This is a genomic window from Salipiger bermudensis (assembly GCF_020171625.1).
In the GTDB taxonomy this organism is placed as follows: Bacteria; Pseudomonadota; Alphaproteobacteria; order Rhodobacterales; family Rhodobacteraceae; genus Salipiger; species Salipiger bermudensis_B.
The window spans coordinates 169,038-195,905 of the sequence record NZ_JAIUZY010000005.1; the positions used below are offsets into that span (position 1 = coordinate 169,038).

Annotated in this window: 25 protein-coding genes; 11 read left to right on the forward strand and 14 right to left on the reverse strand. The window is 65.7% G+C overall.

All coding sequences use genetic code 11. The annotated features are described in order from the left end of the window. On the reverse strand, positions 1-1,701 hold the full coding sequence (locus LCM15_RS10250; RefSeq protein ID WP_224856045.1) for an acyl-CoA dehydrogenase: 1,701 nt from the start codon (positions 1,699-1,701) through the stop codon (positions 1-3). A 122-nt stretch (positions 1,702-1,823) separates the two neighbouring features. Here LCM15_RS10250 and LCM15_RS10255 point away from each other — a divergent pair, with 122 nt between their 5' ends. Together LCM15_RS10255 and LCM15_RS10260 are read left to right on the forward strand one after the other, a co-directional pair. Beyond that, positions 1,824-2,780 carry an L-threonylcarbamoyladenylate synthase gene (locus LCM15_RS10255; protein ID WP_224856047.1) on the forward strand — a complete coding sequence of 319 codons (957 nt, stop codon included), beginning with the start codon at positions 1,824-1,826 and terminating at the stop codon, positions 2,778-2,780. A 189-nt stretch (positions 2,781-2,969) separates the two neighbouring features. Further along, positions 2,970-3,383: a DUF1810 domain-containing protein gene (locus tag LCM15_RS10260; protein WP_224856049.1), complete on the forward strand. Its 414-nt coding sequence runs from the start codon at positions 2,970-2,972 to the stop codon at positions 3,381-3,383. 142 nt (positions 3,384-3,525) lie between these two features. Here the strand turns inward: LCM15_RS10260 and LCM15_RS10265 are convergent, their stop codons facing one another. The 3 genes from LCM15_RS10265 to LCM15_RS10275 all read right to left on the reverse strand — a co-directional run bounded on the left by LCM15_RS10265 (position 3,526) and on the right by LCM15_RS10275 (position 5,657). Then, on the reverse strand, positions 3,526-3,936 hold the full coding sequence (locus tag LCM15_RS10265) for a hypothetical protein (RefSeq protein WP_224856051.1): 411 nt from the start codon (positions 3,934-3,936) through the stop codon (positions 3,526-3,528). A 111-nt stretch (positions 3,937-4,047) separates the two neighbouring features. Continuing rightward, a complete protein-coding gene (locus tag LCM15_RS10270; protein ID WP_224856053.1) occupies positions 4,048-4,764 on the reverse strand; it encodes a sulfotransferase in 717 nt (238 codons plus the stop codon). Then, positions 4,761-5,657, reverse strand: a complete 897-nt coding sequence (locus LCM15_RS10275) for a D-amino acid aminotransferase (protein ID WP_224856055.1) — start codon at positions 5,655-5,657, stop codon at positions 4,761-4,763. The genes LCM15_RS10270 and LCM15_RS10275 overlap by 4 nt, the downstream gene beginning before the upstream one ends. Positions 5,658-5,789: 132 nt before the next feature. Here LCM15_RS10275 and msrA point away from each other — a divergent pair, with 132 nt between their 5' ends. After that, the gene (gene msrA / locus LCM15_RS10280; protein WP_224856057.1) at positions 5,790-6,437 is read left to right on the forward strand and encodes a peptide-methionine (S)-S-oxide reductase MsrA; all 648 of its coding nucleotides are present in this window, start codon (positions 5,790-5,792) and stop codon (positions 6,435-6,437) included. A 3-nt stretch (positions 6,438-6,440) separates the two neighbouring features. On the opposite strand, the gene LCM15_RS10285 is transcribed toward msrA, so the two are convergent. Together LCM15_RS10285 and LCM15_RS10290 are read right to left on the reverse strand one after the other, a co-directional pair. Continuing rightward, entirely contained in the window at positions 6,441-7,319 is an 879-nt protein-coding gene (locus LCM15_RS10285; RefSeq protein WP_224856059.1) for a ribokinase, read from the reverse strand. A gap of 25 nt (positions 7,320-7,344) precedes the next feature. After that, positions 7,345-9,600, reverse strand: a complete 2,256-nt coding sequence (locus LCM15_RS10290; RefSeq protein WP_224856061.1) for an NADP-dependent malic enzyme — start codon at positions 9,598-9,600, stop codon at positions 7,345-7,347. A 147-nt stretch (positions 9,601-9,747) separates the two neighbouring features. Between LCM15_RS10290 and mutS the strand changes: the two genes are divergently transcribed. Further along, the gene (mutS, locus tag LCM15_RS10295; protein ID WP_224856062.1) at positions 9,748-12,390 is read left to right on the forward strand and encodes a DNA mismatch repair protein MutS; all 2,643 of its coding nucleotides are present in this window, start codon (positions 9,748-9,750) and stop codon (positions 12,388-12,390) included. Positions 12,391-12,531: 141 nt separating this feature from the next. Here mutS and LCM15_RS10300 read toward each other — a convergent pair whose 3' ends face one another. Continuing rightward, positions 12,532-13,089, reverse strand: a complete 558-nt coding sequence (locus tag LCM15_RS10300; protein WP_224856064.1) for a nucleotide exchange factor GrpE — start codon at positions 13,087-13,089, stop codon at positions 12,532-12,534. A 9-nt stretch (positions 13,090-13,098) separates the two neighbouring features. Next, the gene (gene hrcA, locus LCM15_RS10305; RefSeq protein ID WP_224856666.1) at positions 13,099-14,163 is read right to left on the reverse strand and encodes a heat-inducible transcriptional repressor HrcA; all 1,065 of its coding nucleotides are present in this window, start codon (positions 14,161-14,163) and stop codon (positions 13,099-13,101) included. Positions 14,164-14,276: 113 nt separating this feature from the next. Here hrcA and rph point away from each other — a divergent pair, with 113 nt between their 5' ends. Genes rph through hemW form a run of 3 tightly spaced genes read left to right on the forward strand, consistent with a single transcriptional unit; the run spans position 14,277 to position 16,742 of the window. Continuing rightward, entirely contained in the window at positions 14,277-14,990 is a 714-nt protein-coding gene (gene rph, locus LCM15_RS10310; RefSeq protein WP_224856066.1) for a ribonuclease PH, read from the forward strand. Further along, on the forward strand, positions 14,987-15,598 hold the full coding sequence (gene rdgB / locus LCM15_RS10315; RefSeq protein WP_224856067.1) for an RdgB/HAM1 family non-canonical purine NTP pyrophosphatase: 612 nt from the start codon (positions 14,987-14,989) through the stop codon (positions 15,596-15,598). The genes rph and rdgB overlap by 4 nt, the downstream gene beginning before the upstream one ends. Then, positions 15,591-16,742: a radical SAM family heme chaperone HemW gene (gene hemW / locus LCM15_RS10320; RefSeq protein WP_224856069.1), complete on the forward strand. Its 1,152-nt coding sequence runs from the start codon at positions 15,591-15,593 to the stop codon at positions 16,740-16,742. Before rdgB ends, hemW begins: the two co-directional genes overlap by 8 nt. A gap of 81 nt (positions 16,743-16,823) precedes the next feature. Here hemW and LCM15_RS10325 read toward each other — a convergent pair whose 3' ends face one another. The 6 genes from LCM15_RS10325 to rho are packed head-to-tail and all read right to left on the reverse strand — an operon-like array spanning position 16,824 to position 23,635. Beyond that, positions 16,824-17,732 carry a ParB/RepB/Spo0J family partition protein gene (locus LCM15_RS10325; protein WP_224856072.1) on the reverse strand — a complete coding sequence of 303 codons (909 nt, stop codon included), beginning with the start codon at positions 17,730-17,732 and terminating at the stop codon, positions 16,824-16,826. A gap of 25 nt (positions 17,733-17,757) precedes the next feature. Continuing rightward, positions 17,758-18,567 (reverse strand): ParA family protein, encoded by an 810-nt coding sequence (locus tag LCM15_RS10330; RefSeq protein ID WP_224856073.1) that lies wholly within the window; start codon positions 18,565-18,567, stop codon positions 17,758-17,760. Then, the gene (rsmG, locus tag LCM15_RS10335) at positions 18,560-19,183 is read right to left on the reverse strand and encodes a 16S rRNA (guanine(527)-N(7))-methyltransferase RsmG (protein ID WP_224856075.1); all 624 of its coding nucleotides are present in this window, start codon (positions 19,181-19,183) and stop codon (positions 18,560-18,562) included. Before rsmG ends, LCM15_RS10330 begins: the two co-directional genes overlap by 8 nt. Beyond that, positions 19,180-21,048, reverse strand: a complete 1,869-nt coding sequence (mnmG, locus tag LCM15_RS10340) for a tRNA uridine-5-carboxymethylaminomethyl(34) synthesis enzyme MnmG (protein ID WP_224856077.1) — start codon at positions 21,046-21,048, stop codon at positions 19,180-19,182. The genes rsmG and mnmG overlap by 4 nt, the downstream gene beginning before the upstream one ends. Before the next feature lie 12 nt (positions 21,049-21,060). Further along, positions 21,061-22,344, reverse strand: coding sequence for a tRNA uridine-5-carboxymethylaminomethyl(34) synthesis GTPase MnmE (gene mnmE, locus LCM15_RS10345; RefSeq protein WP_224856080.1), 1,284 nt, complete (start codon positions 22,342-22,344; stop codon positions 21,061-21,063). A 19-nt stretch (positions 22,345-22,363) separates the two neighbouring features. Then, complete coding sequence (gene rho, locus LCM15_RS10350) at positions 22,364-23,635, reverse strand: transcription termination factor Rho (protein WP_224856082.1); 1,272 nt, start codon at positions 23,633-23,635, stop codon at positions 22,364-22,366. 536 nt (positions 23,636-24,171) lie between these two features. On the opposite strand from rho, the gene LCM15_RS10355 reads away from it, so the two are divergent. Genes LCM15_RS10355 through dnaQ form a run of 4 tightly spaced genes read left to right on the forward strand, consistent with a single transcriptional unit; the run spans position 24,172 to position 26,867 of the window. Further along, the gene (locus LCM15_RS10355; RefSeq protein WP_224856084.1) at positions 24,172-24,771 is read left to right on the forward strand and encodes a Maf family protein; all 600 of its coding nucleotides are present in this window, start codon (positions 24,172-24,174) and stop codon (positions 24,769-24,771) included. Next, a complete protein-coding gene (locus LCM15_RS10360) occupies positions 24,768-25,598 on the forward strand; it encodes a shikimate dehydrogenase (protein ID WP_224856086.1) in 831 nt (276 codons plus the stop codon). The genes LCM15_RS10355 and LCM15_RS10360 overlap by 4 nt, the downstream gene beginning before the upstream one ends. Next, positions 25,598-26,188 (forward strand): dephospho-CoA kinase, encoded by a 591-nt coding sequence (gene coaE, locus LCM15_RS10365; RefSeq protein ID WP_224856088.1) that lies wholly within the window; start codon positions 25,598-25,600, stop codon positions 26,186-26,188. The genes LCM15_RS10360 and coaE overlap by 1 nt, the downstream gene beginning before the upstream one ends. Continuing rightward, positions 26,181-26,867, forward strand: coding sequence for a DNA polymerase III subunit epsilon (gene dnaQ, locus LCM15_RS10370; RefSeq protein ID WP_224856090.1), 687 nt, complete (start codon positions 26,181-26,183; stop codon positions 26,865-26,867). Before coaE ends, dnaQ begins: the two co-directional genes overlap by 8 nt. Position 26,868 lies beyond the last annotated feature (1 nt).

Here is a 26,868-nt window from a genome sequence, read left to right on the forward strand (position 1 = left end):
TCACGCCGCGAGATCGTCGGGCGAGATGGCCATCAGATCCCCGTCCGCGGCGCGCACATGCGCCAGCAGGCCCACATGCTCGGGCAGCAGCCGGGTGATGTAGAACCGCGCCAGCTTGCCGTGGCTGCCGTCCGGATCGGCCATCGCCGCGCGCAGGTGGTAATGCCCGCCGAGCACCCGGGCAAAGGCGCGGAGATAGGGCACCGCGGTGCCGAACCGCTCCGGCATCGCGCGACCGACCAGCCACTCGGTGGTCTCGCGCAGGGTCTCGGCGGCCTCCCAGACCGCCGCGGCCAGCTCGGGCATGGTGCCCTTGGCGGCTTCGGCCTCGGCCTCGATCTCGTCGAGCAGACGGGTCGCCGCCTCGCCGCCATCCATCAGCTTGCGACCGACCATGTCCATCGCCTGGATGCCGTTGGTGCCCTCGTAGATCGCCGTCACCCGCACGTCGCGATAGAACTGCGCCGCGCCGCTTTCCTCGACATAGCCCATGCCGCCATGCACCTGCACGCCCATCTCCGAGACTTCGCAGCCGATATCGGTTCCGAAGGCCTTGGCGATCGGGGTCAGGAACGCCGCCCGCGCCGTCCACTCCGGCGCGCCGGTGGCGCGGCCCATGTCGATCGACACCGCGCAATCGAGCGCGATGGCGCGCGCGGCGAGGATCTCGGCCTTCATCGTGGCCAGCATCCGGCGCACATCGGCATGGCCGATGATGGTGTCGTGGTCGTTCTTGCCCTGCTTGCGCTCGTTGGCAAAGGCCAGCGCGTGCTGGTAGGCGCCCTCCGCCGCACCCACGCCCTGACCGCCGACGCCGAGACGGGCGTTGTTCATCATCGTGAACATCGCCTTCATGCCGCCGCCGGGTTCGCCGACGATCCAGCCCGTGGCGCCCTCGTAGGACATCACGCAGGTCGGGCTGCCATGCAGGCCCATCTTGTGCTCGAGGCTGACCACCTTGAGCGTGTTGGCCACGCCCGGATTGCCGGACTCGTCGGGCAGGTACTTCGGCACCATGAACAGGCTGATGCCCTTGGTGCCCGGCGTTGCATCGGGCAGCCGCGCCAGCACCAGGTGGCAGACATTCTCGACCAGATCCGAATCGCCCCACGAAATATAGATCTTCTGCCCGCTGATGGCGTAGGTGCCATCGCCGTTGGGCTCGGCCTTGGTGGACAGCGCGCCCACGTCCGACCCCGCCTGCGGCTCGGTCAGGTTCATCGTGCCGGACCACTCGCCCGAGATCAGCTTGGGCAGGTAGAGCGCCTTCATCTCGTCGGAGGCGTGGTGCTCCAGCGCCTCGATCTGGCCCTGGGTCAGCAGCGGGTTGAGCTGCAGCGACAGGCAGGCGCCCGACATCATCTCGTTGACCGCGGTGGCCACGGTCAGCGGCAGGCCCATGCCGCCATGCGCGGGATCGGCGGTGATCGCCACCCATCCGCCCTCGGCGATCGCCCTGTAGCCCGCGTCGAACCCCTTGGAGCTGCGCACCACGCCGTTCTCGAGCAGCGCCGGGTACAGGTCGCCGTTGCGCTGCAGCGGCGCCATGACCTCGTCGCACATCCGGCCCGCCTCGGTCAGCACGGCGCTCACCATGTCGGGGCTCGCCTCGGCGAAGCGCTCGGTCTCCTGCACGGCCCTGAAGCCGATGACCTTGTCGAGAAGGAAGCTGAATTCGGAGACGGGGGCGCGATATGGCATGGTCAGGGTCCAATCCCGGTTGGCAATGACACGGCGCTCGGATAGTCAGAGCGTCAAATTCTTGCCCGGGAGCCTACTGGCCCCCGCGCCCCTGTCCAACCAAAACGCGGCGTCATAATTCCATGAGCGAGATCGCAACCCAGCGCCTTCAGGCCGATCCCGAGGGGCTTGCCCGCGGGGCCGAGATCCTCCGCAGCGGCGGCCTGCTCGCCTTCCCGACCGAGACGGTCTACGGCCTCGGCGGCGATGCCTGCAACGACCGCGCGGTGGCGCGGATCTACGAGGCCAAGGGCCGACCCTCGTTCAACCCGCTGATCGTGCATCTCGCCGATCTCGATGCGGTGAAGGCGCTGGTGATCTGGTCGGATCTGGCCGAGGCCGCCGCCACGGCGTTCTGGCCCGGCCCGCTCACCATGGTTCTGCCCCTGCGCGAGGGCGCGCCGGTGTCGAAGCTGGTCACGGCGGGGCTCGACTCGCTGGCGGTGCGGATGCCCGCCAACCCGGTGGCCCGCGCGCTGCTCACCGAGTTCGGCGGCCCAGTGGCCGCGCCCTCGGCCAACCGCTCGGGCCGGATCAGCCCGACCCGCGCCGAGCATGTTCTCGACACGCTCGATGGCCGCATCGAAGGCGTGCTAGACGGCGGGCGCTGCGACGTGGGGCTGGAATCGACCATCCTCGGCCTTGCCGGCAAGCCCACCCTGCTGCGCCCCGGCCGCATCGGCATCGAGACGCTGTCGGAGGTGCTCGGCCGCCCGGTGATGGAGCGCAAGGACCGCGAGCAGATCTCGGCCCCCGGCCAGCTCAGCTCGCATTACGCGCCGCGCGCCCGGGTCCGGCTCAACGCCGCCGACTGGCAGGAGGGCGAGGCCCGGCTGGGCTTCGGGCGGACCGAGGGAGACTGCGATCTGAACCTGTCGCCGTCGGGCGATCTGGTCGAGGCGGCGGCGAACCTGTTCGAGTACCTGCACCGGCTCGACGCCGACGGCGCCGCGACCATTGCGGTGATGCCGGTGCCGCATGTGGGCCTCGGCATCGCGATCAACGACCGCCTCAGCCGCGCCGCCGCACCGCGCGACTGACACGCCCCCCTACAGCGCACTTGTCCCCGACCGAGCGCCCGGCCGCACGGGCAGGCCTGCCTCCGGCGGGGATATTTCGGGCCAGAAGAAGACAGGGGCGCTTCCCTCATGGCCTCTTCTGGCCGAAAATATCCCGGGGAGTCCGCGCTTGCGCGGGCGGGGCAGCGCCCCAACTGGCCGGAGGACACCATGGCAGAGCTACAGGACTTCGTCGCAGCACAGGATAACCACTGGCCGCAGATCCTCGCCGAGCTGCGCGACGGGCGAAAGACCACGCACTGGATCTGGTACGTGTTCCCGCAACTCGGCAGTCTTGGCCGCTCGCAGATGGCCCGCCATTTCGGGCTGTCCGGGCGGGACGAGGCAGCGGCCTATCTCGCGCACCCCGTTCTCGGCCACAGGTTGCGGAAAGTCACTGATATTCTTCTTAGACACGAGGGTACAGACCCGAAGGATATTCTCGGATCCGTGGACGCGCTCAAGGTCCGGTCCTGCATGACGCTGTTCGAGGCGGTGCCCGAGGCGCCTCGGTGTTTCGCGGAGGTGCTGAACAGGCTCTACGGTGGCGAAAGATGCCCTGTCACACGTGAAGCGCTGCGCTGAGGCAAAGACCAAAACGCCGCCCCCGCGGCCAGAGCGGGGACGGCACCGAAGACCGTCATAGAGCCAGGAAGGGCGGCCTCCGGGTACTCGCTACGGGTACCGGTCACTCTTTACGGAAAACCATCTACTCGTAACGCGAAACTCATTCGGCGGTGATCGTGGTCATCACCAGATCGCCGTCCACACGGACCGGGCCATCTTCCTTGGCGCCCAGCGTGTATTCGAAGATGCCGGTTTCCATGCCGCCCTCTTCCGAGTGCACCATCAGCATGAGCATGTCGCCCGAGGCGACCTCTTCGGTGAGGATCGCGGCCACGTCCATGGTCTCGCCGGCGCGCAGCGGCGCGTGGCCGACCACGGGGCCCGGCTTCATCTCGGCGTCGGTGCGGTGCACCACGAGCCAGCCGTTTTCGCTCGCGGCGACCTTGTCGGCGCTGACGATACCGTTCGAGACGTTCTGGTCCATAGCCTCGACCATCGGGGTCATGTGGTCGTCCGCGAGGGCGGCACCGGCGGTCAGGCTCAGGGCGGCGGCGATTGCGAAATGCTTCATCATACTCTCCTGTCGTCTTCTGGCGGGCAACGGCATGTCGCCCGATCTGCCCATAGACACGACAACCGGAGGCGCCCAGTTTCAGAAAGGGTCGGAAAAAATTGAAAAAATTCAGATGAGCGCCGCGGAGCGCATTCTCTCGTAAGGCGCCATTGCCTCGTCCGCGAGCGCCCTGGCCCGCCCCTCGAGCACGGGCAGCGGCCCCTCCGGGCCGGCAAACCCGGTCGAGCGATGCACCGAGGCGTACCAATGCGGCGCCCAGACCCCGTCCTGCGCGTGGCCGCCCGCGGGCCAGCGCAGCATTGCCGGGTCGAACGGCAGACCGATGGCCGCGCAAAGCGCCCTCAGCTTGCCCTCGGGATCGCGGCGGATGTCGGCGCTGTCGATGACGTAAGGGGTCAGCCCGAGGGACAGGACATGCTCGTAGAGCTCCGCCTGCAGGGCAAAGCCGATATCGGCGGCCGTCGGGTTCTCGTAGCCCTTGGAGAAGCTCGCCACCACCCGCGCGGGATGGCGCAGCAGGAAGACGTTGACGCAGTCGGCGATGAAATCGCGCGGCATTCCGGGGATCATGTGCTGGCACATGTGCTTGTGATAGGCATGTGGCTTGCCGTCGGGGATCGGCCCCGAAAGCTGCGCCGAGACCGCTTCACCGCTCTCCGGGCGGCTGGCCATGATCTCGTCGCCCATCGGATGCGCGAGCCCGGTCATGCGCAGATATGGTCCGTAGAACGGCTCATCGATGACATGAAAATCGGCGCGATTGCCGAAGGCGTACATCATCGCGGTCGACAGGTTCCGCGGGCCCGACCACATGGCGATCTTCATGACGTGACAAGGTCCTTGTAGAGCGCCCGGAGGCGTTTCGTCACCGGGCCCATCTCGCCCGTGCCGATGCGGCGGCCGTCGATCTCGCCCACCGGGGTCTGCGCCCCGAAGGTGCCGGTGAGGAAGGCCTCGTCGGCGCCGTAGGTGTCGACCAGCGAGTAATTGCGCTCATACACCGGGATGTCGTTGGCGCGGCAGAGCTCGATCACCTTCTGTCGCGTGATGCCGTTCATGCAGTAATCGCCCGTCGAGGTCCAAACCGCCCCCTTGCGCACGATGAAGAAGTTGCAGGCGTTGGTGGTGTTCACGAAGCCATGCACGTCGAGCATCAGCGCCTCGTCGGCGCCGGCCTTCTCGGCCGCGATGCAGGCGAGGATGCAGTTGAGCTTGGAATGCGAGTTGAGCTTGGGGTCCTGCGTCATCGGCAGGCCGCGCTGATGCGGTACGGTGGCAAGCCGGATCGGGCGCGGGATCGAGGGCTGTGAGTGCTCCATCAGGATCACGACCGTCGGCCCCTGCACCGACAGGCCCGGATGCTGGAACGGCCGCGTCTTGATGCCCCGCGTCACCATCAGGCGGCAATGCGCGTCGGTGACCATGCCGTTGGCAGCGCGCGTCTCCTCGATCGCCTCCAGCAGCTCGACCCGGGTCAGGCCGATGTCGAGGTCGATGGCCAGCGCCGCCTCGAACAGCCGGTCGAGATGCTCGTCGATGAAGCTCCAGCGCCCGTCATAGAGCCGCAGCCCCTCCCAGATGCCGTCGCCCAGCATGAAGCCGGAATCGTAGACCGAGACCAGCGCCTCGGGCTTGGGCTTGAGCGTGCCATTGACCCAGATGAGGATCTCTTCGTTGCGCGCATCGTCCTGCGCCTGATGTGTCGTGACCTTGTTCATGCGCCCCACGCTAGGAGCGTTTCGCGCCCGGCGAAAGGGGTCACGCGCGCTCACCATGCGGTGAGGTGGCGTTGTAGCGATTGATTGCGCGGCGCGCAGGCCGCAGCCTACGAGACAAAGGGAGGACGCGTCATGTTCCGCAGCATCATTCTATCCGCACTGATCGTCATGGGGCTTTGCGTGCAGTCGCAGCGGGCCGAGGCCGGAGAGCGCCGCGACATCGTCGTGGCGGGCGGCTGCTTCTGGTGCGTCGAGGCCGATTTCGAGAAGGTGCGCGGCGTGCTTGGCGCGGTCTCGGGCTACACCGGCGGCAGCACGGAGAACCCGACCTACAAGGAGGTCAGCCGCGGCGGCACCGGCCATTACGAGGCGGTGAAGATCACCTATGACAGCGCCGAGGTGAGCGCCGAACAGCTCTACAAGATGTTCTTCCGCTCGGTCGATCCCACCGATGCCGGCGGCCAGTTCTGCGACCGGGGCGAAAGCTACCGCACGGCGATTTTCGTCTCTGATGCGGGCGAAAAGGCCGCCGCGGAGAAGGCCAAGGCAGAGGCACAGGCAGCACTCGGTCAGACCATCGTGACCCCGATCCTGCAGGCGGCGCCGTTCTACGAGGCCGAGGACTACCATCAGGACTACTACAAGTCCGACGACCTGATCCTGTCGCGCTTCGGCCCGATCTCGAAGGCCAAGGCCTATGTACGCTACCGCGACGCCTGCGGCCGCGACCAGCGCGTGCGCCAGCTCTGGGGCAGCGACGCGCCCTTCGTCGGCGGCTGAGGCTCAGCCCAGCCTCGCGTCCTGCACGTCCTTGAGGTCGGGGATGACATCGGCGGTGCCGCGGCGGGTCACCATGATCGCCGCTGCCCGTGTCGCAAGGCCCACCGCCTGACGAAGCGGCATTCCGCGGTCGAGGCCGGCGATCAGGTAGCCGGTGAAGGTGTCCCCCGCCCCGGTCGTGTCCACCGCATCGACCTTGGGCGCGGCAAAGCGCTCGGGCTGCCAGCCGGTCTCCGCGAGGTGGATGCGGCAGCCGTCCCCGCCCTCGGTCACGATCACCGTCTTCACGCCCATGCGCGGCAGGTCGAGCCCGGTCGCCTCTTCGAGCTGGGCCATCTCGATGGCGTTGAGCACGAGGATATCGGTGTGCTCGAGCACCGCCAGCGCTGCTTCCGGCTCGAACGGGGCGGCGGCATAAGCGACACGCAGCCCGAGCTTGCGGGCCATGCGCGCCGCCTCGGGCTGCAACAGGGTCTCGTTCTGCATCAGGAGGATGTCGCCGGTATCGGCATCCGCCAGCACCCGGCCCAGAAGCTCTTCGGGGATCGCGTGGTTGGCGCCGTGGTGGATGACGATCGAGTTCTCGCCCTGCCCGTCGACGAGGATGATGGCATGGCCGGTGGCCGCGTCGACCGTGGCGATGTGGCGGGTGTCGACGCCGTACTCCATCAGCCGCTCGACCGCCCAGCCGCCGTCCTTGCCGACGGCGCCGAGGTGCACCACGCGCCCGGCCGCGCGGGCAGCGGCGACCGACATGTTGGCGCCCTTGCCGCCGAGCCCGCGGATCATCTCCGACGCCGCGAGCGTCTCGCCCGGCAGTGGCAGGTGAGGCACGGAATACGCGAGATCCGCGTTGATCGAGCCGAGATTGTAGATCGTCATCCGTGCCTCTTTCTGTGTGTTGCGGTCAGCCGACCTTGCAGGCTGCCAGAACCGCCATGTTCAGGATGTCATTGGCGGTCATGTTGGTCGAGCAGATCTGGATCGACTTGTCGATGCCGGCAAGGATCGGCCCCACCACCGTGGCGCCCGCCATCTCCTGCATCAACTTGACCGAGATCGAGGCCGAGTGCCGCGCCGGCACCACGAGGATGTTGGCCGGGCCGGTGAGGCGCTGGAACGGATAGGCCTCCTGCGCCTTCGGGTTCAGCGCCACGTCGACGGTCATCTCGCCCTCGTACTCGAAATCGACGCCGCGCTCGTCCAGCACCTTGGGCGCGAGATGCATCTTCTGCGCCCGCTCCGACACCGGGTAGCCGAAGGTCGAGAACGACACGAAGGCCACGCGCGGCTCGAGCCCGAGATGCCGCGCCACGCCGGCAGCGCGCTCGGCGATGGTGGCAAGGTCGTCCTGCTCGGGCCATTCATGCACCAGCGTGTCCGAGATCAGCACGATCCGCCCGTTGAGCAGCAGCGCCGTGACACCGACCGCGCCATGCTCGGCGCTGGCATCGAACACGGTGTTGATGCGCTCCAGCACATGCGCCGACTTGCGCGTGGCCCCGGTCACCAGACCGTCGCCATGCCCATGCGCCAGCATCAGCGACGCAAACACGTGACGGTCACGCGCCGCGAGGCGGTGGATGTCCTTCAGGTCGCGGCCCCGGCGTTGCAGGCGCTCGTAGAGAAACTCCTTGTAGGTCTCGAGATACCGCGTGTTGCCGGCGTTGACGATCTCGAGCTCGCGGAACGCATCGCCCAGACCGGCGGCCTCGAGCTTCTGTTTCACGTCGTCCTCGCGGCCCACCACCAGAGCCTTGCCCAGCCCGTTGCGCTGGTACATCACCGCGGCGCGCAGCACGCGCGGATCGTCGCCTTCCGCAAAGATCATCCGCGCCTGCGCCTGACGCGCCCGGTTGTTGATGCTGCGCAGGATCGGCGCGGTCGAGTCCATGCGGCCCCGAAGCGTCTCTTCATAGGCCTCCATGTCGATGATCGGACGCCGCGCCGCACCGGTGTCCATGCCCGCCTTCGCCACCGCGGGCGGGATGCGGTGGATCAGTCGCGGATCGAAGGGCGTGGGGATGATGTAGTCGCGCCCGAAGGCCAGCTGCTTGCCATAGGCCAGGCCCACCTCGTCGGGCACGTCCTCGCGCGCGATGGCAGCGAGCGCCTCGGCACAGGCGATTTTCATCTCGTCGTTGATCGCCCGGGCGTGGATGTCGAGCGCGCCGCGGAAGAGATAGGGAAAGCCCAGAACGTTGTTGACCTGATTGGGATAGTCGCTGCGCCCGGTGGCGACGATGGCGTCGGGCCGCACCTCGTGCGCCTCTTCGGGCGTGATCTCGGGATCGGGGTTGGCCATGGCGAAGATCACCGGGTTCTCGGCCATGCTCTCGACCATGGCCTGCGTCACGGCGCCCTTGGCCGAGACGCCGAGGAACACGTCGGCGCCCGCCATCGCCTCTTCCAGCGTGCGCAGGTCGGTGCGCGCCGCGTGGGCCGATTTCCACTGGTTCATGCCCTCGCTGCGGCCTTGGTAGATCACGCCCTTGGTGTCGCACATGATGCAGTTGTCATGCTTGGCGCCCATCGCCTTGACCAGCTCGAGACAGGCGATGCCCGCAGCGCCCGCGCCGTTCAGCACGATGCGACAGTCCTCGATCTTCTTGCCGCTCAGGTGCAGCGCGTTGATCAGGCCGGCGGCGCAGATCACCGCGGTGCCGTGCTGGTCGTCGTGGAAGACCGGGATGTCGCATTCTTCCTTGAGCCGCTGCTCGATGATGAAACACTCGGGCGCCTTGATGTCCTCGAGGTTGATGCCGCCAAAGGTCGGCGACATCAGCTTTACCGCGCGGATGATCTCTTCGGGGTCCTCGGTGTCGAGCTCGATGTCGATCGAGTTCACGTCGGCGAAGCGCTTGAACAGCACCGACTTGCCCTCCATCACCGGCTTCGAGCCAAGCGCGCCGAGGTTGCCCAGTCCCAGCACCGCGGTGCCGTTCGAGATCACCGCGACGAGGTTGCCCTTGTTGGTGTAATCATAGGCCAGCTCGGGGTTCTGGGCGATGTCCTCGCACGGGACCGCCACGCCCGGGGAATAGGCCAGCGACAGGTCGCGCTGCGTGGTCATCGGGACGGTGGCCTTCACCTCCCACTTGCCGGGCGTGGGCTCGAGGTGGAACGCGAGCGCCTCTTCCCGGGTGTATTTCGTCTTGGCCATGTCGTCTCTCTCCAGCGCAGGGGCGAGCTTTGTCTTAGCGCAGGGTCAAGCATCGCTCAACAGCGCGGATTTCGGCTTTCGTCGGGGTCGCGCGCTTTGATATGTCTCGCCCGAGCAGGCAGACACAGGCAGTCACCGGGGGACGACATGACGGCAGTCACGCCAATGATGGCACAATATCTCGAGATCAAGGCAGGGCACCCGGACGCGCTTCTGTTCTACCGCATGGGCGATTTCTACGAGCTGTTCTTCGACGATGCCGCCGCCGCCGCCGAGGCGCTCGACATCGCGCTGACCAAGCGCGGCAAGCACGCCGGCGACGATATCCCGATGTGCGGCGTGCCGGTCCATGCCGCCGAGGGCTACCTTCTGACGCTGATCCGCAAGGGCTTCCGCGTCGCGGTCTGCGAGCAGATGGAAAGCCCGGCCGAGGCGAAGAAGCGCGGCTCGAAATCGGTGGTCAAGCGCGAGGTCGTACGGCTCGTCACCCCCGGCACGCTCACCGAAGAGTCCCTGCTCGAGGCGCGGCGGCACAATTTTCTCGCCGCTTTGAGCAAGGTTAGAGACGCTTGGGCGCTGTCCTGGGCCGATATCTCGACCGGTGCGTTCCACGTGATGCCGCTCGGTCAGGCCCGCATCGGCGCCGAGCTGGCACGCCTCGCCCCCTCCGAGCTGCTGGTCTCCGAGGCCGCCGAGGACGAGCTGCGCGCGGTGCTGGGCGATCTCGGCATCTACCCCACCGTGCTGGGCCGCGCCTCCTTCGACAGCGCCGGGGCCGAGGCGCGGCTCTGCACCCTGTTCGGCGTGCAGACCCTGTCGGGCTTCGGCAGCTTCGAGCGCGCCGAGCTGGCGGCGATGGGTGCGCTGGTCGACTATCTCGATATCACCCAGAAGGGCCGCCTGCCCCTGTTGCGTGCGCCGCAGCGCGACGCGGTCTCGCGCCTGCTGCAGATCGACGCCGCCACCCGTCGCAATCTCGAATTGACCCAGTCGATGAACAGCGGACGGCAGGGCTCGCTGCTGTCGGTGATCGACCGCACCGTGACGCCGGGCGGGGCGCGCCTGCTCGAGCGCCGGGTCTCGTCTCCCTCGCGCGAACTTCCGGTGATCTCCGCCCGACTCGACGCGCTCGACTGGGGCATCGAGACGCCCTTCGCCGGCGCCCTGCGGGATCTGCTGCGCAAGGTGCCCGACCTCGACCGCGCGCTCTCGCGCCTCGGCCTCGACCGCGGCGGCCCGCGCGACCTCGCCGCGGTGCGCAACGCGCTGGAACAGGCCGAGGAGATCGCGGAGAGGCTCGACGAAGCCGCCCTGCCCGAGCTTCTCACCACCGCGCGAGACGCGCTGCGCGGCCACGAAGAGTTGCTCTCCCGGCTCGACGCCGCGCTGGTGGCCGAGCCGCCGCTGCTGGTGCGCGATGGCGGCTTCATCGCCCCGGGCTTTGATCCCGCCCTCGACGAGGCCCGCAAGCTGCGCGATGAGGGCCGCGGCGTGATCGCCGCCATGCAGGCGCAATATGCCCAGCAGGCCGGCGTCACCGCGCTCAAGATCAAGCACAACAACGTGCTCGGCTACTTCATCGAGACCACCGCCACCCACGCGGAAAAGATGATGTCGCCGCCCCTGAACGAGACCTTCATCCACCGCCAGACCACCGCCAATCAGGTGCGGTTCACCACCGTCGAGCTGACCGAGCTCGAGACCCGCATCCTCAATGCCGGAAACGAGGCGCTGGAGATCGAAAAGCGGCTCTATTCCGGCCTTAAAGACGCCATCCTTGCCGAGGCGCCGGCACTCTCCGAGACCGGTCTCGCCCTGTCGGAGTTCGACCTCGCCCTCGGCCTTGCCGATCTGGCCCGGGCGCAGGACTGGTGCCGCCCACAGGTCGACGACAGCCGCGCCTTCGACATCCAAGGCGGGCGTCACCCGGTGGTCGAACGCGCGCTGCAGGCACAGGGCGGCAGCGCCTTCATTGCCAATGATTGCGGTCTCTCCGCGCAGGGCGAGGCCGCCTCGGTCACCCTGCTCACCGGCCCGAACATGGCCGGTAAGTCGACCTATCTGCGGCAGAACGCGCTGATCGCGCTGCTGGCGCAGATCGGCTCCTACGTGCCGGCGCGCTCGGCCCATCTCGGGCTGGTCAGCCAGATCTTCAGCCGGGTCGGCGCCTCGGACGATCTCGCCCGTGGCCGCTCCACCTTCATGGTCGAGATGGTCGAGACCGCCGCCATCCTCAACCAGGCCGACGACCGCGCGCTGGTCATCCTCGACGAGATCGGCCGTGGCACCGCCACCTATGATGGCCTCTCCATCGCCTGGGCCACGCTCGAACACCTGCACGGGGTCAACCGGGTGCGCGGCCTCTTCGCCACGCATTACCACGAGCTCACCGTGCTCGCCGGCAAGCTCGAGGGCGTGCGCAACGCCACCGTGGCGGTCAAGGAATGGGACGGCGAGGTGATCTTCCTGCACGAGGTGCGCGAGGGCGCCGCCGACCGTTCCTACGGCGTGCAGGTGGCCCAGCTCGCGGGCCTGCCCCGCGCCGTCACCGACCGCGCCCGCACCATCCTTGACGCGCTGGAGCAGGGCGAACGCGAGCGCGCCGCCCCCAAGGCGCTGATCGACGACCTGCCGCTGTTCTCCGCCGCCGCCGAGGCCGCCCCGCAGCCCGCGCGCGCCGCCGGTCCCTCGCCGCTCGAAGAAAAGCTCGGCGCCCTCAACCCCGACGACCTGTCCCCGCGCGAGGCGCTGCAGGCGCTCTACGACCTCAAGGCCAGCCTCGAGACATGAAAAAAGCGGCCCCGACGGGACCGCTTCACGCACAACATCTTTCAAAGACCCCCGGTCTTCTTCTGGCCGAAAATATCCCGGGGGGAGTCCGCCCCGGGCGGACGGGGGGCAGCGCCCCCTCCCGCGCCGGGAGCGACGAAATCAGCTCGCCGGCATCGAGCTCACGCCGACCTGCGCCGGGCGCAGCAGCCGGTCGTAGAGGTAGAAGCCCTCGGCAGAGACCTGGATGATCTCGCCCGCCTTGGTGCCCGGCACCGGCGCCTCGAACATCGCCTCGTGCTCCTGCGGGTCGAACTTGTCGCCCACCTGCGGCGAGATCGTGGTCATGCCGTGCTTGGAGAACGTGTTGGTCAGCTCGCGCAGGGTCAGTTCGATGCCCTCGATCAGCGCGTCGGCGGCGTCCTCCTCGCGGGCGACGCCAAGCGCGCGGTGCAGGTTGTCATACACCGGCAGCAGGTCGCGGGCGAGACGCGAGCCGCCATATTGCTGCGCTTCGCGGCGGTCCTTGTCGGCACGCTTGCGCGCGTTCTCGGCATCCGCCAGCGCCCGCATGAACCGGTCCTTGAACTCGTCGCGCTCGGCGCGCAGCGCATCGATTTCCGCTGCCTCGGTGTCGATCTCCTCGGCCTCGTCCGCATAGGCCTCGGCCTCGGCGGCTTCGATGTCATCGAGAAACTCGTCGTTCTTCGGGTCTGCCATTCTTCACCTCTAGCTCCGCTCGGCAATCAGCTTGCCGACCAGCTGTGCCGTGTAATCCACGATCGGGACGATCCGGCCGTAGTTGAGGCGCGTCGGGCCGATCACGCCCACCGCGCCGATGATCTTACGATCCGCGTTCATATAGGGAGACACCACCAGAGAGGAACCCGAAAGTGAGAAAAGTTTGTTCTCCGAGCCGATAAAAATGCGCACCCCGTCGCCGGTTTCGGCGAGTTCCAGAAATTCGGCAATGTCGCGTTTGCGTTCGAGATCGTCGAACAGGCTGCGGATGCGGTCGAGCTCCTCGGTCTCGGCCTCGGTGCCAAGCAGATTCGCCCGTCCGCGCACGATCAGACGCGCGGAATTGTCCGCATCGCTCTCCCACGTGGCGATGCCCGCCTCGATCAGATCGGCGGCCAGCGTGTCGATCTCGCGCCGCCGGCGCTTGATCTCCTCGGCCATCACGCCGCGCAGCTCCGACAGCGTCTTGCCCTCGATCAGCGCGTTGAGGAAGTTCGCAGCCTCTCGCATCGAGCTTGGGGTCTGGCCGGGCGGCGGACGGAACAGCCGGTTCTCGACATGGCCATCGCCGAACACCAGCACCACCAGCGCCCGGTCATGCCCGAGGCTGACGAACTCGATATGCTTGATCGGCGCCTCGTGCTTCGGTGTCAGCACCAGCGACGCGCCATGGGTCACCCCCGACAGCGCCGAGCCGACCCGGTCGAGGATGCCGCCCACGTCGTCGCCGCCCGGCCCGAGCGTCGCGTCGAGCTTCTCGCGGTCCGAAAGATCGAGGTCGCGCACCTCGAGCAGCCCGTCGACGAACATCCGCAGGCCGAGCTGCGTCGGGATCCGTCCGGCGCTCACATGCGGGCTGTCGAGCAGGCCGAGATACTCGAGGTCCTGCATCACGTTGCGGATCGTCGCCGCCGAGACCTTCTCGCTCAGCGACCGCGTGAGCGTGCGCGAGCCCACCGGTTCGCCGAATTCGAGGTAGCTCTCGACGACCTTGCGGAACACCTCGCGCGAGCGATCGTTCATTTCATCGAAGAGCTTGTTGCCCTCTTTCATCCGTGCCTCTCCGCGTCCTCGGGCCATTAAAAGCCCCCTTTCGGCGCCGTCAATCGGGGTTGCGGGGATAGCGGGGCACCAGTATCCCGGGCGCAACCGAGAAAGGGACTTTCATGAGACCGTCAGGACGAGATTTAAGCGAAATGCGCCCCGTTTCAATCGAAACGGGCGTCACGAAACATGCCGAAGGGTCCTGCCTGATCAAGATGGGGGACACGCATGTCATCTGCACCGCCTCGCTCGAGCCGCGCGTCCCGCCCTTCATCAAGGGCTCCGGCCTTGGCTGGGTCACCGCCGAATACGGGATGCTGCCGCGCTCCACCGGCTCGCGGATGCGCCGCGAGGCCACCACCGGCAAGCAGGGCGGCCGCACCGTGGAAATCCAGCGCCTGATCGGCCGCAGCCTGCGCGCCGGTGTCGACCGCGTCGCGCTTGGCGAGCGCCAGATCAGCATCGATTGCGACGTGATCCAGGCCGACGGCGGCACCCGCTGCGCCGCGATCACCGGCGGCTGGGTGGCGCTGCGCCTCGCGGTCAACAAGCTGATGAAAGCCGGAGACGTGATCACCGACCCTCTGATCTCGCCGGTCGCGGCGGTGAGCTGCGGCATCTATGCCGGCCAGCCGGTGCTCGATCTCGACTATCCCGAGGACAGCGAAGCCGGCGTCGACGGCAACTTCATCCTGCGCGGCGATGGCCAGCTGATCGAGGTGCAGATGTCGGCCGAGGGCGCGACCTTCTCGCGCGACCAGATGGGCCAGCTGCTCGACCTCGCGGAAGCCGGCGTGGCGCAGCTTGTCGAGGCACAGAAGGCAGCAACGGCATGACCCGCAAGTTCGAGGGGACAAAGCTTCTCGTCGCGACCCACAACCGCGGCAAGCTCGAGGAGATCACCGATCTTCTCAAGCCCTACGGGGTCGAGGTGGTCGGCGCCGCCGAGATGGATCTGCCCGAGCCGGAAGAGACCGGCACCACCTTCGTCGAGAACGCCCGCATCAAGGCCCATGCCGCGGCCAAGGCCACCGGCCTGCCCGCGCTTTCCGATGACAGCGGCATCGCGATCGACGCGATCGACGGTGCGCCCGGCGTCTACACCGCGGACTGGGCCGAGACCGGCAATGGCCGCGACTTCGTCATGGCGATGACCCGCGCCCATGACGAGCTGACCGCGTCGGGCAAGCCCGAGCCCTGGACCGCGCGCTTCTGCTGCACGCTGGTGCTGGCCTGGCCCGACGGCCATGACGAGGTGTTCCCCGGCGTGATGGAAGGCCGCGTGGTCTGGCCGATGCGCGGCGAACAGGGCCATGGATACGACCCCGTGTTCGAGCCGCAGGGCTATGACATCACCTTCGGCGAGATGGATCGCTGGGAGAAGAACAAGATCAGCCACCGCGCCGATGCCTTCGCCAAGTTCGTGACGGGCTGTTTTGGCTGAGACCTGGCGAGACGGCGGCTTCGGCCTCTACGTGCACTGGCCGTTCTGCGAGGCCAAGTGCCCCTATTGCGACTTCAACAGCCATGTCGTGTCGCACGTGGATCAAACCCGCTGGGCCGCCGCGCTGGTCAGCGAGCTCGTCCGCTACGGTCGCCAGACCGAGGGGCGGGTTCTGCGCTCGATCTATTTCGGCGGCGGCACGCCCTCGCTGATGGCCCCCGAGACGGTGCGCGCGGTGCTCGATGCCTCGCGCGATCACTGGGCCTGGGCCAACGACATCGAGATCACCCTCGAGGCCAATCCCCGCTCGGTCGAGATCAACAAGTTCGAAGGCTTCGCCATGGCGGGCGTCAACCGGGTCTCGCTCGGGGTTCAGGCGCTGCGGCCCGACGACCTGCGCCGCCTCGGTCGCTTGCACGACGTGGACGATGCGGTGGGGGCGCTCGACATCGCCAAATCAACCTTCAACAGGGTCAATTTCGATCTGATCTATGGTCGGCAGGGCCAGAGCCTTACCGACTGGGAGGTCGAACTGCGCGAGGCGCTCGACCTCGCTGCCGATCACCTGTCGCTCTACCAGCTGACCATCGAGGAAGGCACTGCCTTCTGGGATCGCGCACAGGCCGGAAAGCTGCGCGATCTGCCGAGCGAGGATCTCGGAGCCGACCTGTACCTCGCCACGCAAGAGATCTGCGAAGCTGCCGGAAAACCGGCCTACGAAGTCTCGAACCACGCCGGGCCCGGCGATGAATCCCGCCACAATCTCGTCTATTGGCGCGGAGGCGATTACGTCGGCATCGGCCCCGGTGCGCATGGTCGGGTGACGGTGAACGGGCAACGCAGCGCCACCGTGGCACGCCGTGCGCCCGGCGACTGGATCAAGGCCGCCGAGGCCGGCTCTGGCGACCTCGAGATTGAGCGTCTGGCGACGCAAGATGTCTGGGCTGAATACCTTATGATGGGGCTTCGTCTGAGCGAGGGTCTAGATCTGGACCGTGCCCGGGAGATTGACCCCGCGCGCGCCGAAGCGCTCAATCTCGACCCACTCGTCGATCTCGGCCTGATCTGGCGCGCCGAGGGCCGCTTCGGGGCCACGCAACAGGGCCGCCTGCTCCTCAATACGCTGACCGCAGAGCTTCTCTGACCGCCTTTTCCCTTTGTCAGAGACGAAAAAAGCCCCGGCGCCTTTCGGCCCGGGGCTTATCTGTATTTTGCCTGCCGTCTCTCAGCGCGAAGCGCTGAGGATCATGCAGAGCGTATCGAGCTCTTCGAGGCTCTCGTAAGAGATGGTGAGCTTGCCTCCCTCGGTGCCCGGCTTGTGCGCCACTGACACCTTCATGCCAAGCGCTGCCGACAGGTCACCCTCGAGCGCGCGCGTGTCGGCGTCTTTCTCGACCGCTTGCGGCGCCGCAGTCGAGACCTTGGGGCGTTTCGGCTCTGACGCGGTGCGCACCAGAGCCTCTGCCTGCCGAACGGACAGTTTCTTCGCCATGATCTCGCGCGCGATGGCGTCAGGGTTTTCCGCGGTCACCAGGGTGCGCGCGTGGCCGGCACTCAGATCTCCGTTGCGCACGTAGTCCTGAACGCTGTCGGGCAGGTTCAACAGACGCAGAAGGTTCGCGATGTGGCTGCGGCTCTTGCCAAGCGCCTCGGCGATCTTCTCCTGCGTGTGGCCAAAGCGGAACATCAGCGCCTTGTAGCCAGCCGCCTCTTCGATCGCGTTCAGATCGGCGCGCTGGATGTTCTCGATGATGGCGATCTCGAGCGTTTCCTGATCGTCGAGCTCGCGCACGAGGACCGGAACCTCGTGCTGCTTGGCCATCTGCGCGGCGCGCCAGCGGCGTTCGCCGGCGACAATCTCGAACTTGCCCTCGGCGCCCGGTGCCGGGCGCACGATGATCGGCTGGATGATGCCCTTGGTCTTGATCGACTCGGACAGCTCATGCAGCTGTTCGGGGGTGAAAGTTCTGCGGGGCTGGTCCTTGTTCGGGACCAGGCTTTCGATTGGGACCATGCGGTCCGGGGTCTTCGGCGTCATGCTTTCCTGCTCGCGGGCAGGTGCAATATCGACATCCGACATCAGCGCGGACAACCCGCGCCCCAGACCCCGGCGTGCTTCCTTCTTCTCTGCCATCTCTGCTCTTTCTTGTTTTCTGGTCTCAGGCGGCGAGCCGCGCGTCCTTGCGCAGCAACTCGTCGGCAAGCTCTCGATAGGCGGCGGCGCCTTTCGATTGGCTGTCATAGGTGAGCACCGACATCGCGTAGGACGGCGCCTCACTGACACGAACGTTGCGCGGAATAACGGTCGAAAACACCAGATCCCCGAGGTTGTCGCGCGCGTCATCCTCGACCTGCCGCGACAGGTTGTTGCGTGCGTCGTACATGGTGAGCAACACGCCTTCGATCCGAAGGTCGGGATTGGCGCTCTGGCGGATTTCGCGCACGGTCAGCATCAGTTGCGACAGACCTTCCAGCGCGAAAAATTCGCTCTGCAGCGGGACGAGCACCGAATGCGCGGCCACCATGGCGTTGACCGTCAGCAGGTTGAGCGAGGGCGGGCAGTCGATCAGGACGTAATCGAAGCCGAACTGCTCGATCTCGGGCTGGCGCAGGGCGCCGTGCAGGAGAAAGCTGCGCTTCTCATTCGATACAAGTTCGATATCCGCCGAGCTAAGATCGACCGTCGCCGGAATCAGGTGAAGATTTTCCTGATCCGTTGCGAGAATCGCGTCCTCGAGCGCGACATCATCGAGCAGAAGGTCGTAACTGGTATACTGGCGATCGTCGGGCTCGATCCCGAGGCCGGTCGACGAGTTCCCCTGCGGATCAAGGTCAACCACCAGCACCCTTAGTCCCTTTTCCGCCAACGCGGCGCCAAGATTGATCGTCGTCGTGGTCTTTCCGACGCCGCCTTTCTGGTTGGCGATAGCGATGATCTTGGGGGCGCGGGGCCGCGACGGATCAGACATGTGTCAGCTCTCCGATGGTCAGGACGACTGCATTTGGATCTGTGATGCTTGTACGCTGTACGACGTGGAAGTTCCACGATTTCCGTGCCTCGGCGACTTCATCTTGCCAAGTGGCGCCCTTCAGGAACACGCTCTGCCCGTCTGGTGCGAGGTGGCGCTTCGAAAAACTCAAAAGTTTGGGAAGATCCGCAAGGGCGCGTGCGCTCAGGATATCTGCCTCAAGAGGCGCAAGCTGCTCGATCCGCGCAACTTTTACGTCAGCGCTGACGCCGGTTTCGCGCAGAACGGAGCGGAGAAACACGGCTTTGCGCTGATCGGACTCGACCAGCGCAACCTTGAGCTTGGGTGCAAGTTCATGCGCGAGAATTGCCACCACGAGACCGGGAAAGCCGCCCCCTGCCCCGAGATCCGCCCAAAAGCCTTCATCTTTATTGCGAAGTTCGAACACCTGCGCGGAATCGATGATATGGCGGTTCCAGCCATCGGCCAGCGTGCTCTTCGCCACGAGGTTGATCTTCGGCGACCATTTCTCGAGCATCGACGCGAAGTGATGCAGCCGCTCTTGTGTTTCACGTGAAACATCGAGGCCCGGCAGGCGCGCATCAAGAAGGCTCATGCGGATTTCGCCTGACCATGACGACGAAGCCGAAGGAGCAGGAGCGACAGCGCGGCCGGCGTCATGCCATCGACCTTCGCCGCCTGGGCGAGGTTCTCGGGACGGGCGAGAGACAGCTTGTGCTTCAGTTCGTGCGAAAGCCCCTCGACGCCAGCGAAATCAAACCCATTCGGGATCGTCAGCGCCTCGTCACGGCGAAGCGCGTCGACATCCTTCTGCTGACGCGCGATGTAGTTGGCATAGAGTGCGTCGCGCTCGAGCTGCTGAGCAATCTCCGGCTCAACGGCATCAAATGCAGGTTCTCCCGCTGCGAGTGTCTTCAGTAAGACGTCCGGGAACGCGAGAAGTTGAAACCCGTTGCGCTTCTGACCATCCGAAGAGACCTGAATCCCCATCGGTGTCAACTCCTTGGGCGAGAACTGGCGCGATTCCAGAAGATCGCGACCGGCGGTCAGCTTCTCAAGCTTCTCAGTAAACGCAACCCGACGCTCTTCCGAGACACACCCCAGTTCGATGGCGCGCGGCGTCAGGCGCTGGTCGGCGTTGTCGGCGCGCAGAGAGAGACGGAACTCCGCACGCGAGGTGAACATGCGATAGGGCTCGCTCACACCCCGCGTCGTCAGGTCATCGATCATCACACCAATATAGGATTCGGCGCGCCCGAAATGCACGCTCCCCTTCCCCAGAGACTCCATCGCGGCGTTCATACCGGCGACAAGACCCTGTGCCGCGGCTTCTTCGTAGCCCGTAGTGCCGTTGATCTGCCCCGCGAGAAAGAGCCCGCCGACATTGCGCACGGCAAGGCGGAGGTCGAGCGAGCGCGGATCGACGAAATCATACTCGATCGCGTAGCCCGGCTGCAGGATCTCGGCGCGCTCGAGACCGAAGATCGACCGCACGTAATCGAGCTGCACCTCTTCCGGAAGCGACGTGGAAATGCCGTTCGGGTAGATGGTGTGATCGTCCAGGCCCTCGGGCTCGAGAAAGATCTGATGAGAGGTTTTGTCGGCAAACCGAACGACCTTGTCCTCGATCGACGGGCAATACCTAGGGCCGACCCCCTCGATATGACCGCCATACATCGCGGAACGGTCGAGATTATCTCGAATGATCGCGTGCGTACGTTCGTTGGTATGGGTGATGCCACAGCTGATCTGGCGCGCGGCCGGGGCCTTGGACAGGAACGAGAACAGCACCGGGTCTTCGTCGCCCGGCTGTTCTTCAAGCTCCGTCCAGTCGACCGTGCGGCCATCCAGACGCGGCGGCGTGCCGGTTTTGAGACGTCCGAGTTCAAGACCGAAATGGTCGATGCGCTCCGCAAGCCTGACGGACGGGCGATCCCCCATCCGTCCGCCGGGGCGGCGTTTGTCGCCGATATGAATCACGCCACGCAGGAAGGTGCCGGTGGTCAACACCACGGCACCGCAGCGAAGCTCTGAGCCATCTTCGAGCACCACGCCCTCGACCGTATCGCCGGACATCATCAGGTCGACGACTTCCCCGGCGATGATGCTGAGATTCGGAGTTGCTTTCATCTCGCGCAGCATCGCTTCGCGATAGAGTTTGCGATCTGCCTGGGCGCGGGGGCCCTGTACCGCGGGCCCCTTACGGCGATTCAAAAGGCGGTACTGGATGCCCGCTTGATCCGCGGCACGGCCCATGACCCCGTCGAGCGCATCGATTTCGCGAACGAGATGCCCCTTCCCAAGCCCGCCGATTGCCGGGTTGCAGGACATCACGCCGATCCCTGCCTCGGTCAGCGTGACCAGTGCGGTTTTGGCGCCCATGCGCGCAGAGGCCGAAGCGGCATCCGCCCCAGCATGTCCGCCGCCCACGACGACAACGTCGAAATCACGATGTTTCACGTGAAACACTCCTCACTTACCGATGCAGAAGCTTGAGAAAATCTCGTCTAGCAGATTCTCAACATCGATGCGACCGATCAAAAGTTCGAGCGCGCGGATTGCCGCCCGGATTTCCTCTGCCGCCAGATCGTAGCTGTCAGGACCGCGCACCAAAAGTGAATTCGCCTCGTCGAGCGCTATCCGGCCCTCAAGAAACGCAACCCGATGTCGTTCCCGCGTGGCAAGGCCCGCGGCCTGTACCTTTTCGGAAAGGTGCGCGCCAATCTGGGCAATCAGATCATCAAGCCCCTGCCCGGTCTTGGCCGAGATTCCACCGGCCTCGCCGGACATGTCCGCCTTCGAGCGCAGCACGATGTCACCGTCCAACGCTTCGAAATCCGGCATCCCGCGTTCATCGCTCAGGATCACGCGAAGGTCAGAGGTCATTGCGCGATCCCGCGCCCGCGCGATGCCGATTTGTTCGACCGGATCCTGCGTTTCGCGCAGCCCCGCCGTATCCAAGAGGGTCACCGGCAGCCCGGCAATGTCCATACGCACCTCGATCACGTCGCGCGTGGTGCCTGCGACCTCGGAGGTGATTGCCGCGTCGCGACCAGCCAAGGCATTGAGCAGGCTAGACTTTCCGACGTTCGGCGCGCCCACGATCGCAACTTCAAAGCCGGTACGAATACGCTCTGCGCCGTCCATGCCGCGAATCTCGCGATCCAGTCCGACGATCACGCTCTGCAGGACCTCCTGCACCTCGCCAGAAACGTCGACTGGCACCTCTTCGTCTGCAAAATCGATGGTGACCTCGAGCAAAGAGGCCGCGTGAACGAGATCGCGACGCCACGCCTCGACGCGCTCGCCCAGAGCACCGGCGAAAACGCGCAGCGCCTGGATCCGCTGGCTCTCGGTCTCGGACTCGATGAGATCCGCCAGAGCTTCAACCTGGGTGAGATCGAGGCGATCATTTTCAAGCGCGCGGCGGGTGAATTCGCCGGCCTCCGCCATGCGCAGGCCATCCATGTCTTCAAGCTCCCGCAACACCGCGCGTTGAATAGCGACGCTGCCGTGAACATGGAACTCGGCGACCGCCTCGCCGGTGAAGCTTGCGCCCTTGGCAAACAGCAGAACCAGCGCCTCGTCGAGCACCTGACCCGCTCGGTCCTTCAACCGACGCAGAACCGCTTCGCGCGGTTTCGGCAACGCCCCCGCCAATTGCTCCGCAGCCGCCCAGGCGGACGGGCCGGAAACGCGGATGACCGCTACGCCGGCTTTCCCTGGCGCACTTGCAAGCGCAAAAATGGTGTCCAAACCTGCCTCCCGGCCGGCATCAGCTGTTCATCGAGTCGAAGAATTCCGAGTTCGTCTTGGTCTGCTTGAGTTTCGACAGCAGGAATTCGATGGCGTCGGTGGTGCCCATCGGGTTGAGGATCCGACGCAGCACGAAGGTTTTCTGCAGATCGACCTTGTCGATGAGCAGATCCTCTTTCCGGGTGCCCGACTTAAGAATGTCGATCGCCGGGAACACCCGCTTGTCCGAGATCTTGCGATCCAGAACGACCTCGGAGTTGCCCGTGCCCTTGAATTCTTCGAAGATCACCTCGTCCATGCGGCTGCCGGTGTCGATCAGCGCGGTCGCGATGATGGTGAGCGAGCCACCTTCCTCGATGTTCCGTGCCGCACCGAAGAACCGCTTCGGCCGCTGCAGCGCGTTCGCGTCGACACCACCGGTCAGAACCTTGCCCGACGACGGCACGACAGTGTTGAACGCGCGGCCAAGTCTTGTGATCGAATCGAGAAGGATCACAACATCTCGCTTGTGTTCGACCAGGCGCTTGGCTTTTTCGATGACCATTTCCGACACCGCCACGTGGCGCGTCGCCGGTTCATCGAAGGTCGAGGAGACCACTTCGCCCTTCACGGACCGTTGCATGTCGGTGACTTCCTCGGGGCGTTCGTCGATCAGCAGGACGATCAGGAAACACTCGGGGTGGTTTCTCTCGATCGAAGTGGCGATATTCTGCAGCAGAACCGTCTTACCGGTCCGCGGCGGCGCCACGATCAGCGAGCGCTGCCCCTTCCCGATCGGGCACACGAGGTCGATGATCCGGGCGGAGCGATCCTTGATGGTCGGATCCTCGATCTCGAGCTTCAGGCGCTCGTCGGGATAGAGCGGCGTGAGGTTGTCGAAGGCGACCTTGTGGCGGGCGCGCTCGGGATCTTCGAAGTTGATCTTCGAGACATCGACCAGCGCGAAATAGCGTTCTTCGTTGTCGGGCGCGCGGATTTCGCCTTCGATGGTGTCACCGGTGCGCAGCGAATACTTCCGGATCATCTCGGGCGACACGTAGATGTCGTCTGGACCGGGGAGATAGTTCGCTTCCGGGGAGCGCAGGAAGCCGAAACCGTCCTGGAGAACCTCGAGAACGCCGTCACCGCAGACTTCCCAGCCTTCATCTGCCCGCTCGCGCAGGATCTGGAACATCATCTCGCCCTTGCGCATGGTCGAGGCGTTCTCGATCTCGAGCTCTTCGGCCATCGAGAGCAGATCCTTGGGGCTCTGCGCCTTCAGGTCAGAGAGGTTGAGCGTTTCGCTGCTCATGCTGAATCCTTTCGGGCCGTGCGTGGTCGTCGGCCTCAAAACTGTCTTTGGCTGGGAAGTGATCAGCCCGAACGGGCGTCGGAGTCGGATTTAGTCATCACGGCGCGATGAGTCAATCTTGCTGAGAGATCGCGGGTCCGGAGGCGGGGCCTCCCTTATCTCAAGAAAGAAAGAGAAAGGATGATTTTGGTTTAGGCCCCCTCGAGTCCGGTGGATTATTGAGTTCTCTCAGAGTTTTCCCGGTTCGCACAGCCTGTGGATAAGATTGTGGGACTATTTTGGTCTAAGTAGAAATTAACCGGAATTATCGTTCGTAAACATGGGCTTGAATGAAACATACAGTCGTGGGACAACTTCTGTAAAGGCGGGGGAGCGTCGGGGCCATCCCCAGTGGGGAGTTATCCATGCCCACAGACTCAGGAATCACCCCGGCGCGCCGTGAAACGCCCGAGTTTTCCCCGTGCTTGCATGTCTGAGCGATTTTCCTCAGAACCATCCCCCGACAAGACCCCAAAGATCTCGACAGGTTTTTCCACATGACTCTGCCGTTCATCCTGGCCTCCGGGTCCGAAATCCGGGCCGAGCTGCTTCGGAAAGCGGCGGTTCCGCACCGAATCGAGCCCGCGCGAGTCGATGAATCCGCCATCCGCGACTCACTGGAGGCCGAGGGGGCCTCTCCGCGCGATGTGGCGGACGCGCTGTCGGAGTATAAGGCGCGTCGCGTGTCTCAGAAGAACCCCGGCGCCTTCGTTCTGGGCTGCGATCAGGTCCTCGCGCTCGGAAAAGAGGTGTTCGCCAAGCCCGAAACGCCTCAGGCGTGCCGAGACCAGCTGATCCGGCTGCGCGGCGAACGGCATCACCTCTATTCCGGCGCCGTGATCTATCAGGATGGCGAGCCGGTCTGGCGTCATGTGGGGGTCGCGCGGCTGGTGATGCGCGACTTTTCGGATGCCTATCTCGACGATTACATCGCCCGGAACTGGGAGAGCGTTCGCCACTCGGTCGGCGGCTACAAGCTCGAGGAAGAAGGCGTGCGCCTCTTCGCCCGCATCGAGGGCGATCATTTCACCATTCTCGGGCTGCCCCTGCTCGAACTTATCGCCTTTCTGCAGGTCCGGGAGATCATCGCCGCATGACCGACACGCGAATTCCACTGGCCGGGGTCATCGGACACCCGGTCGCGCATTCCCGCTCGCCGCTGCTGCATGGCCACTGGCTCAGGACATATGGGCTTCGCGGGCATTATATTCCGATGGACATCGCGCCCGAAAAGCTCGAGGCCGCGTTCCGCACCCTGCCCGATCTGGGCTTCGTCGGCGTCAACGTCACCATTCCGCATAAGGAAAAGGTGATGGAGATCGCGGACCTGGTCTCGGACCGGGCGACGCTGATCGGTGCGGCGAACACCATCATCTTCCGCAAGGACGGCAAGATCCACGCCGACAACACCGACGGCTACGGCTTCATCGAGAACCTGCGCCAGGGTGCACCCGAATGGGATCCGACGGCGGGCCCGGCGATGGTTTTGGGCGCCGGCGGGGCCGCGCGGGCGGTGATCGCCTCGCTGCTCGAGGTCGGCGTGCCCGAAATCCGCATCTCGAACCGCACCCGCGACCGTGCCGAGCAACTGCGCGAGGACTTCGGCGCGCGCATCCGCGTCGTCGAATGGGTGCAGGCGGGAAATGCGATGGCGGACGCGGCGCTCGTGGTGAACTCCACCTCGCTCGGCATGGTCGGCAAGCCCGAGCTGCGCGTGCCGCTCGACGGGCTTCGCGCGGGAACGGTGGTGACGGATCTGGTCTACGCCCCGCTCGAGACGCGGCTTCTGAAGGTCGCGCGCGCGCAGGGCTGCACCTGCGTCGACGGTCTGGGGATGCTGATCCATCAGGCGGTGCCCGGTTTCGAGCGCTGGTTCGGTCAGCGCCCCGCGGTCGACGACGCGACCCGCGCGGCGATCCTGTGATGCGCTTCATTCTCGGCCTCACCGGCTCGATCGGCATGGGGAAATCGACCACGGCGGGCTTTTTCGCCGAGCAGGGCTGCGCCGTGTGGGATGCGGACGCGGCGGTGCATCGGCTTTATTCCGGAGGCGGCGCCGCGGTCGCGCCGATGCAGGACGTTTTTCCCGGCGCGATCGAGGACGGCGCGATCTCGCGCGCGCGTCTTCGCGAGATCATCGCGGATGATCCGACCGCCCTGCCCCGGATCGAGTCCATCGTGCACCCGCTGGTGCAGAAAGACCGCGCCGATTTCATCGCCGCGCATCCCGACCGGATCGTCGTGCTCGACGTGCCGCTGCTTTTCGAGACCGGCGGCGAGGCCGAGATGGATGCGGTGGCGTGCGTGTCGATCCCGCCCGAGCTGCAACGCGCGCGGGTTCTGGCGCGCGGCAGCATGAACGCCGAGGATCTCGAGCGGATCCTCGCGCGGCAGATGCCCAACGATGAAAAATGTGCCCGGGCGGATTATGTCATCGAAACCGACACGCTTGAGCACGCCGAGGCTCAGGTGCAGGCTGTGATGCAGGATATCGAAAGGCGCCGACATGCGTGAGATCGTACTCGACACCGAAACCACCGGCTTCGAGCCGGAAACCGGCGACCGCATCGTCGAGATCGGGGCGGTGGAACTCTACAATCACGTGCCCACCGGCAACACCTACCACCAGTATATCAATCCCGAACGCTCGATGCCGCAGGAGGCGTTCGAGGTGCACGGGCTGGGCGACGATTTCCTGCGCGACAAACCGCTTTTCGCGCAGATCGTTGATGATTTTCTCGAATTCATCGGCGACTCGAAGCTGGTGATCCACAACGCGACGTTCGACGTGAAATTCCTCAACGCCGAGCTGGGCTGGGCAAAGCGCCCTCTCCTGCCGAAGGATTGCGCTATCGACACGCTGGCCATCGCGCGGCGCAAGTTTCCCGGCTCGCCGGCCTCGCTCGACGCGCTGTGCCGTCGGTTCGGCATCGACAACGCGTCGCGGACGCTGCACGGCGCGCTGCTCGACAGTGAAATCCTCGCGGATGTCTATCTCGAGCTGATCGGCGGCAAGCAGCCCGATCTGGTGCTCAGCCCGGTGCGTCAGGGCGGCGACGATGGTGGCGAAGACAACTGGCGCCCGCAGCGCCGGCCCGAACCGCTCGCGCCCCGGATCACCGACGAAGAAAAGGCGGCTCACGCCGCCTTTGTCGAGAAACTCGGGGATGCCGCGCTCTGGTCGCGCGGCTGAG

Coding starts and splice junctions, on each gene's coding strand:
- LCM15_RS10250 (WP_224856045.1), bottom strand. CDS start 1,701: ATGCCATATCGCGCCCCCGTCTCCGAATTCAGCTTCCTTCTCGACAAG.
- LCM15_RS10255 (WP_224856047.1), top strand. CDS start 1,824: ATGAGCGAGATCGCAACCCAGCGCCTTCAGGCCGATCCCGAGGGGCTT.
- LCM15_RS10260 (WP_224856049.1), top strand. CDS start 2,970: ATGGCAGAGCTACAGGACTTCGTCGCAGCACAGGATAACCACTGGCCG.
- LCM15_RS10265 (WP_224856051.1), bottom strand. CDS start 3,936: ATGAAGCATTTCGCAATCGCCGCCGCCCTGAGCCTGACCGCCGGTGCC.
- LCM15_RS10270 (WP_224856053.1), bottom strand. CDS start 4,764: ATGAAGATCGCCATGTGGTCGGGCCCGCGGAACCTGTCGACCGCGATG.
- LCM15_RS10275 (WP_224856055.1), bottom strand. CDS start 5,657: ATGAACAAGGTCACGACACATCAGGCGCAGGACGATGCGCGCAACGAA.
- msrA (WP_224856057.1), top strand. CDS start 5,790: ATGTTCCGCAGCATCATTCTATCCGCACTGATCGTCATGGGGCTTTGC.
- LCM15_RS10285 (WP_224856059.1), bottom strand. CDS start 7,319: ATGACGATCTACAATCTCGGCTCGATCAACGCGGATCTCGCGTATTCC.
- LCM15_RS10290 (WP_224856061.1), bottom strand. CDS start 9,600: ATGGCCAAGACGAAATACACCCGGGAAGAGGCGCTCGCGTTCCACCTC.
- mutS (WP_224856062.1), top strand. CDS start 9,748: ATGACGGCAGTCACGCCAATGATGGCACAATATCTCGAGATCAAGGCA.
- LCM15_RS10300 (WP_224856064.1), bottom strand. CDS start 13,089: ATGGCAGACCCGAAGAACGACGAGTTTCTCGATGACATCGAAGCCGCC.
- hrcA (WP_224856666.1), bottom strand. CDS start 14,163: ATGAAAGAGGGCAACAAGCTCTTCGATGAAATGAACGATCGCTCGCGC.
- rph (WP_224856066.1), top strand. CDS start 14,277: ATGAGACCGTCAGGACGAGATTTAAGCGAAATGCGCCCCGTTTCAATC.
- rdgB (WP_224856067.1), top strand. CDS start 14,987: ATGACCCGCAAGTTCGAGGGGACAAAGCTTCTCGTCGCGACCCACAAC.
- LCM15_RS10325 (WP_224856072.1), bottom strand. CDS start 17,732: ATGGCAGAGAAGAAGGAAGCACGCCGGGGTCTGGGGCGCGGGTTGTCC.
- LCM15_RS10330 (WP_224856073.1), bottom strand. CDS start 18,567: ATGTCTGATCCGTCGCGGCCCCGCGCCCCCAAGATCATCGCTATCGCC.
- rsmG (WP_224856075.1), bottom strand. CDS start 19,183: ATGAGCCTTCTTGATGCGCGCCTGCCGGGCCTCGATGTTTCACGTGAA.
- rho (WP_224856082.1), bottom strand. CDS start 23,635: ATGAGCAGCGAAACGCTCAACCTCTCTGACCTGAAGGCGCAGAGCCCC.
- LCM15_RS10355 (WP_224856084.1), top strand. CDS start 24,172: ATGACTCTGCCGTTCATCCTGGCCTCCGGGTCCGAAATCCGGGCCGAG.
- LCM15_RS10360 (WP_224856086.1), top strand. CDS start 24,768: ATGACCGACACGCGAATTCCACTGGCCGGGGTCATCGGACACCCGGTC.
- coaE (WP_224856088.1), top strand. CDS start 25,598: ATGCGCTTCATTCTCGGCCTCACCGGCTCGATCGGCATGGGGAAATCG.
- dnaQ (WP_224856090.1), top strand. CDS start 26,181: ATGCGTGAGATCGTACTCGACACCGAAACCACCGGCTTCGAGCCGGAA.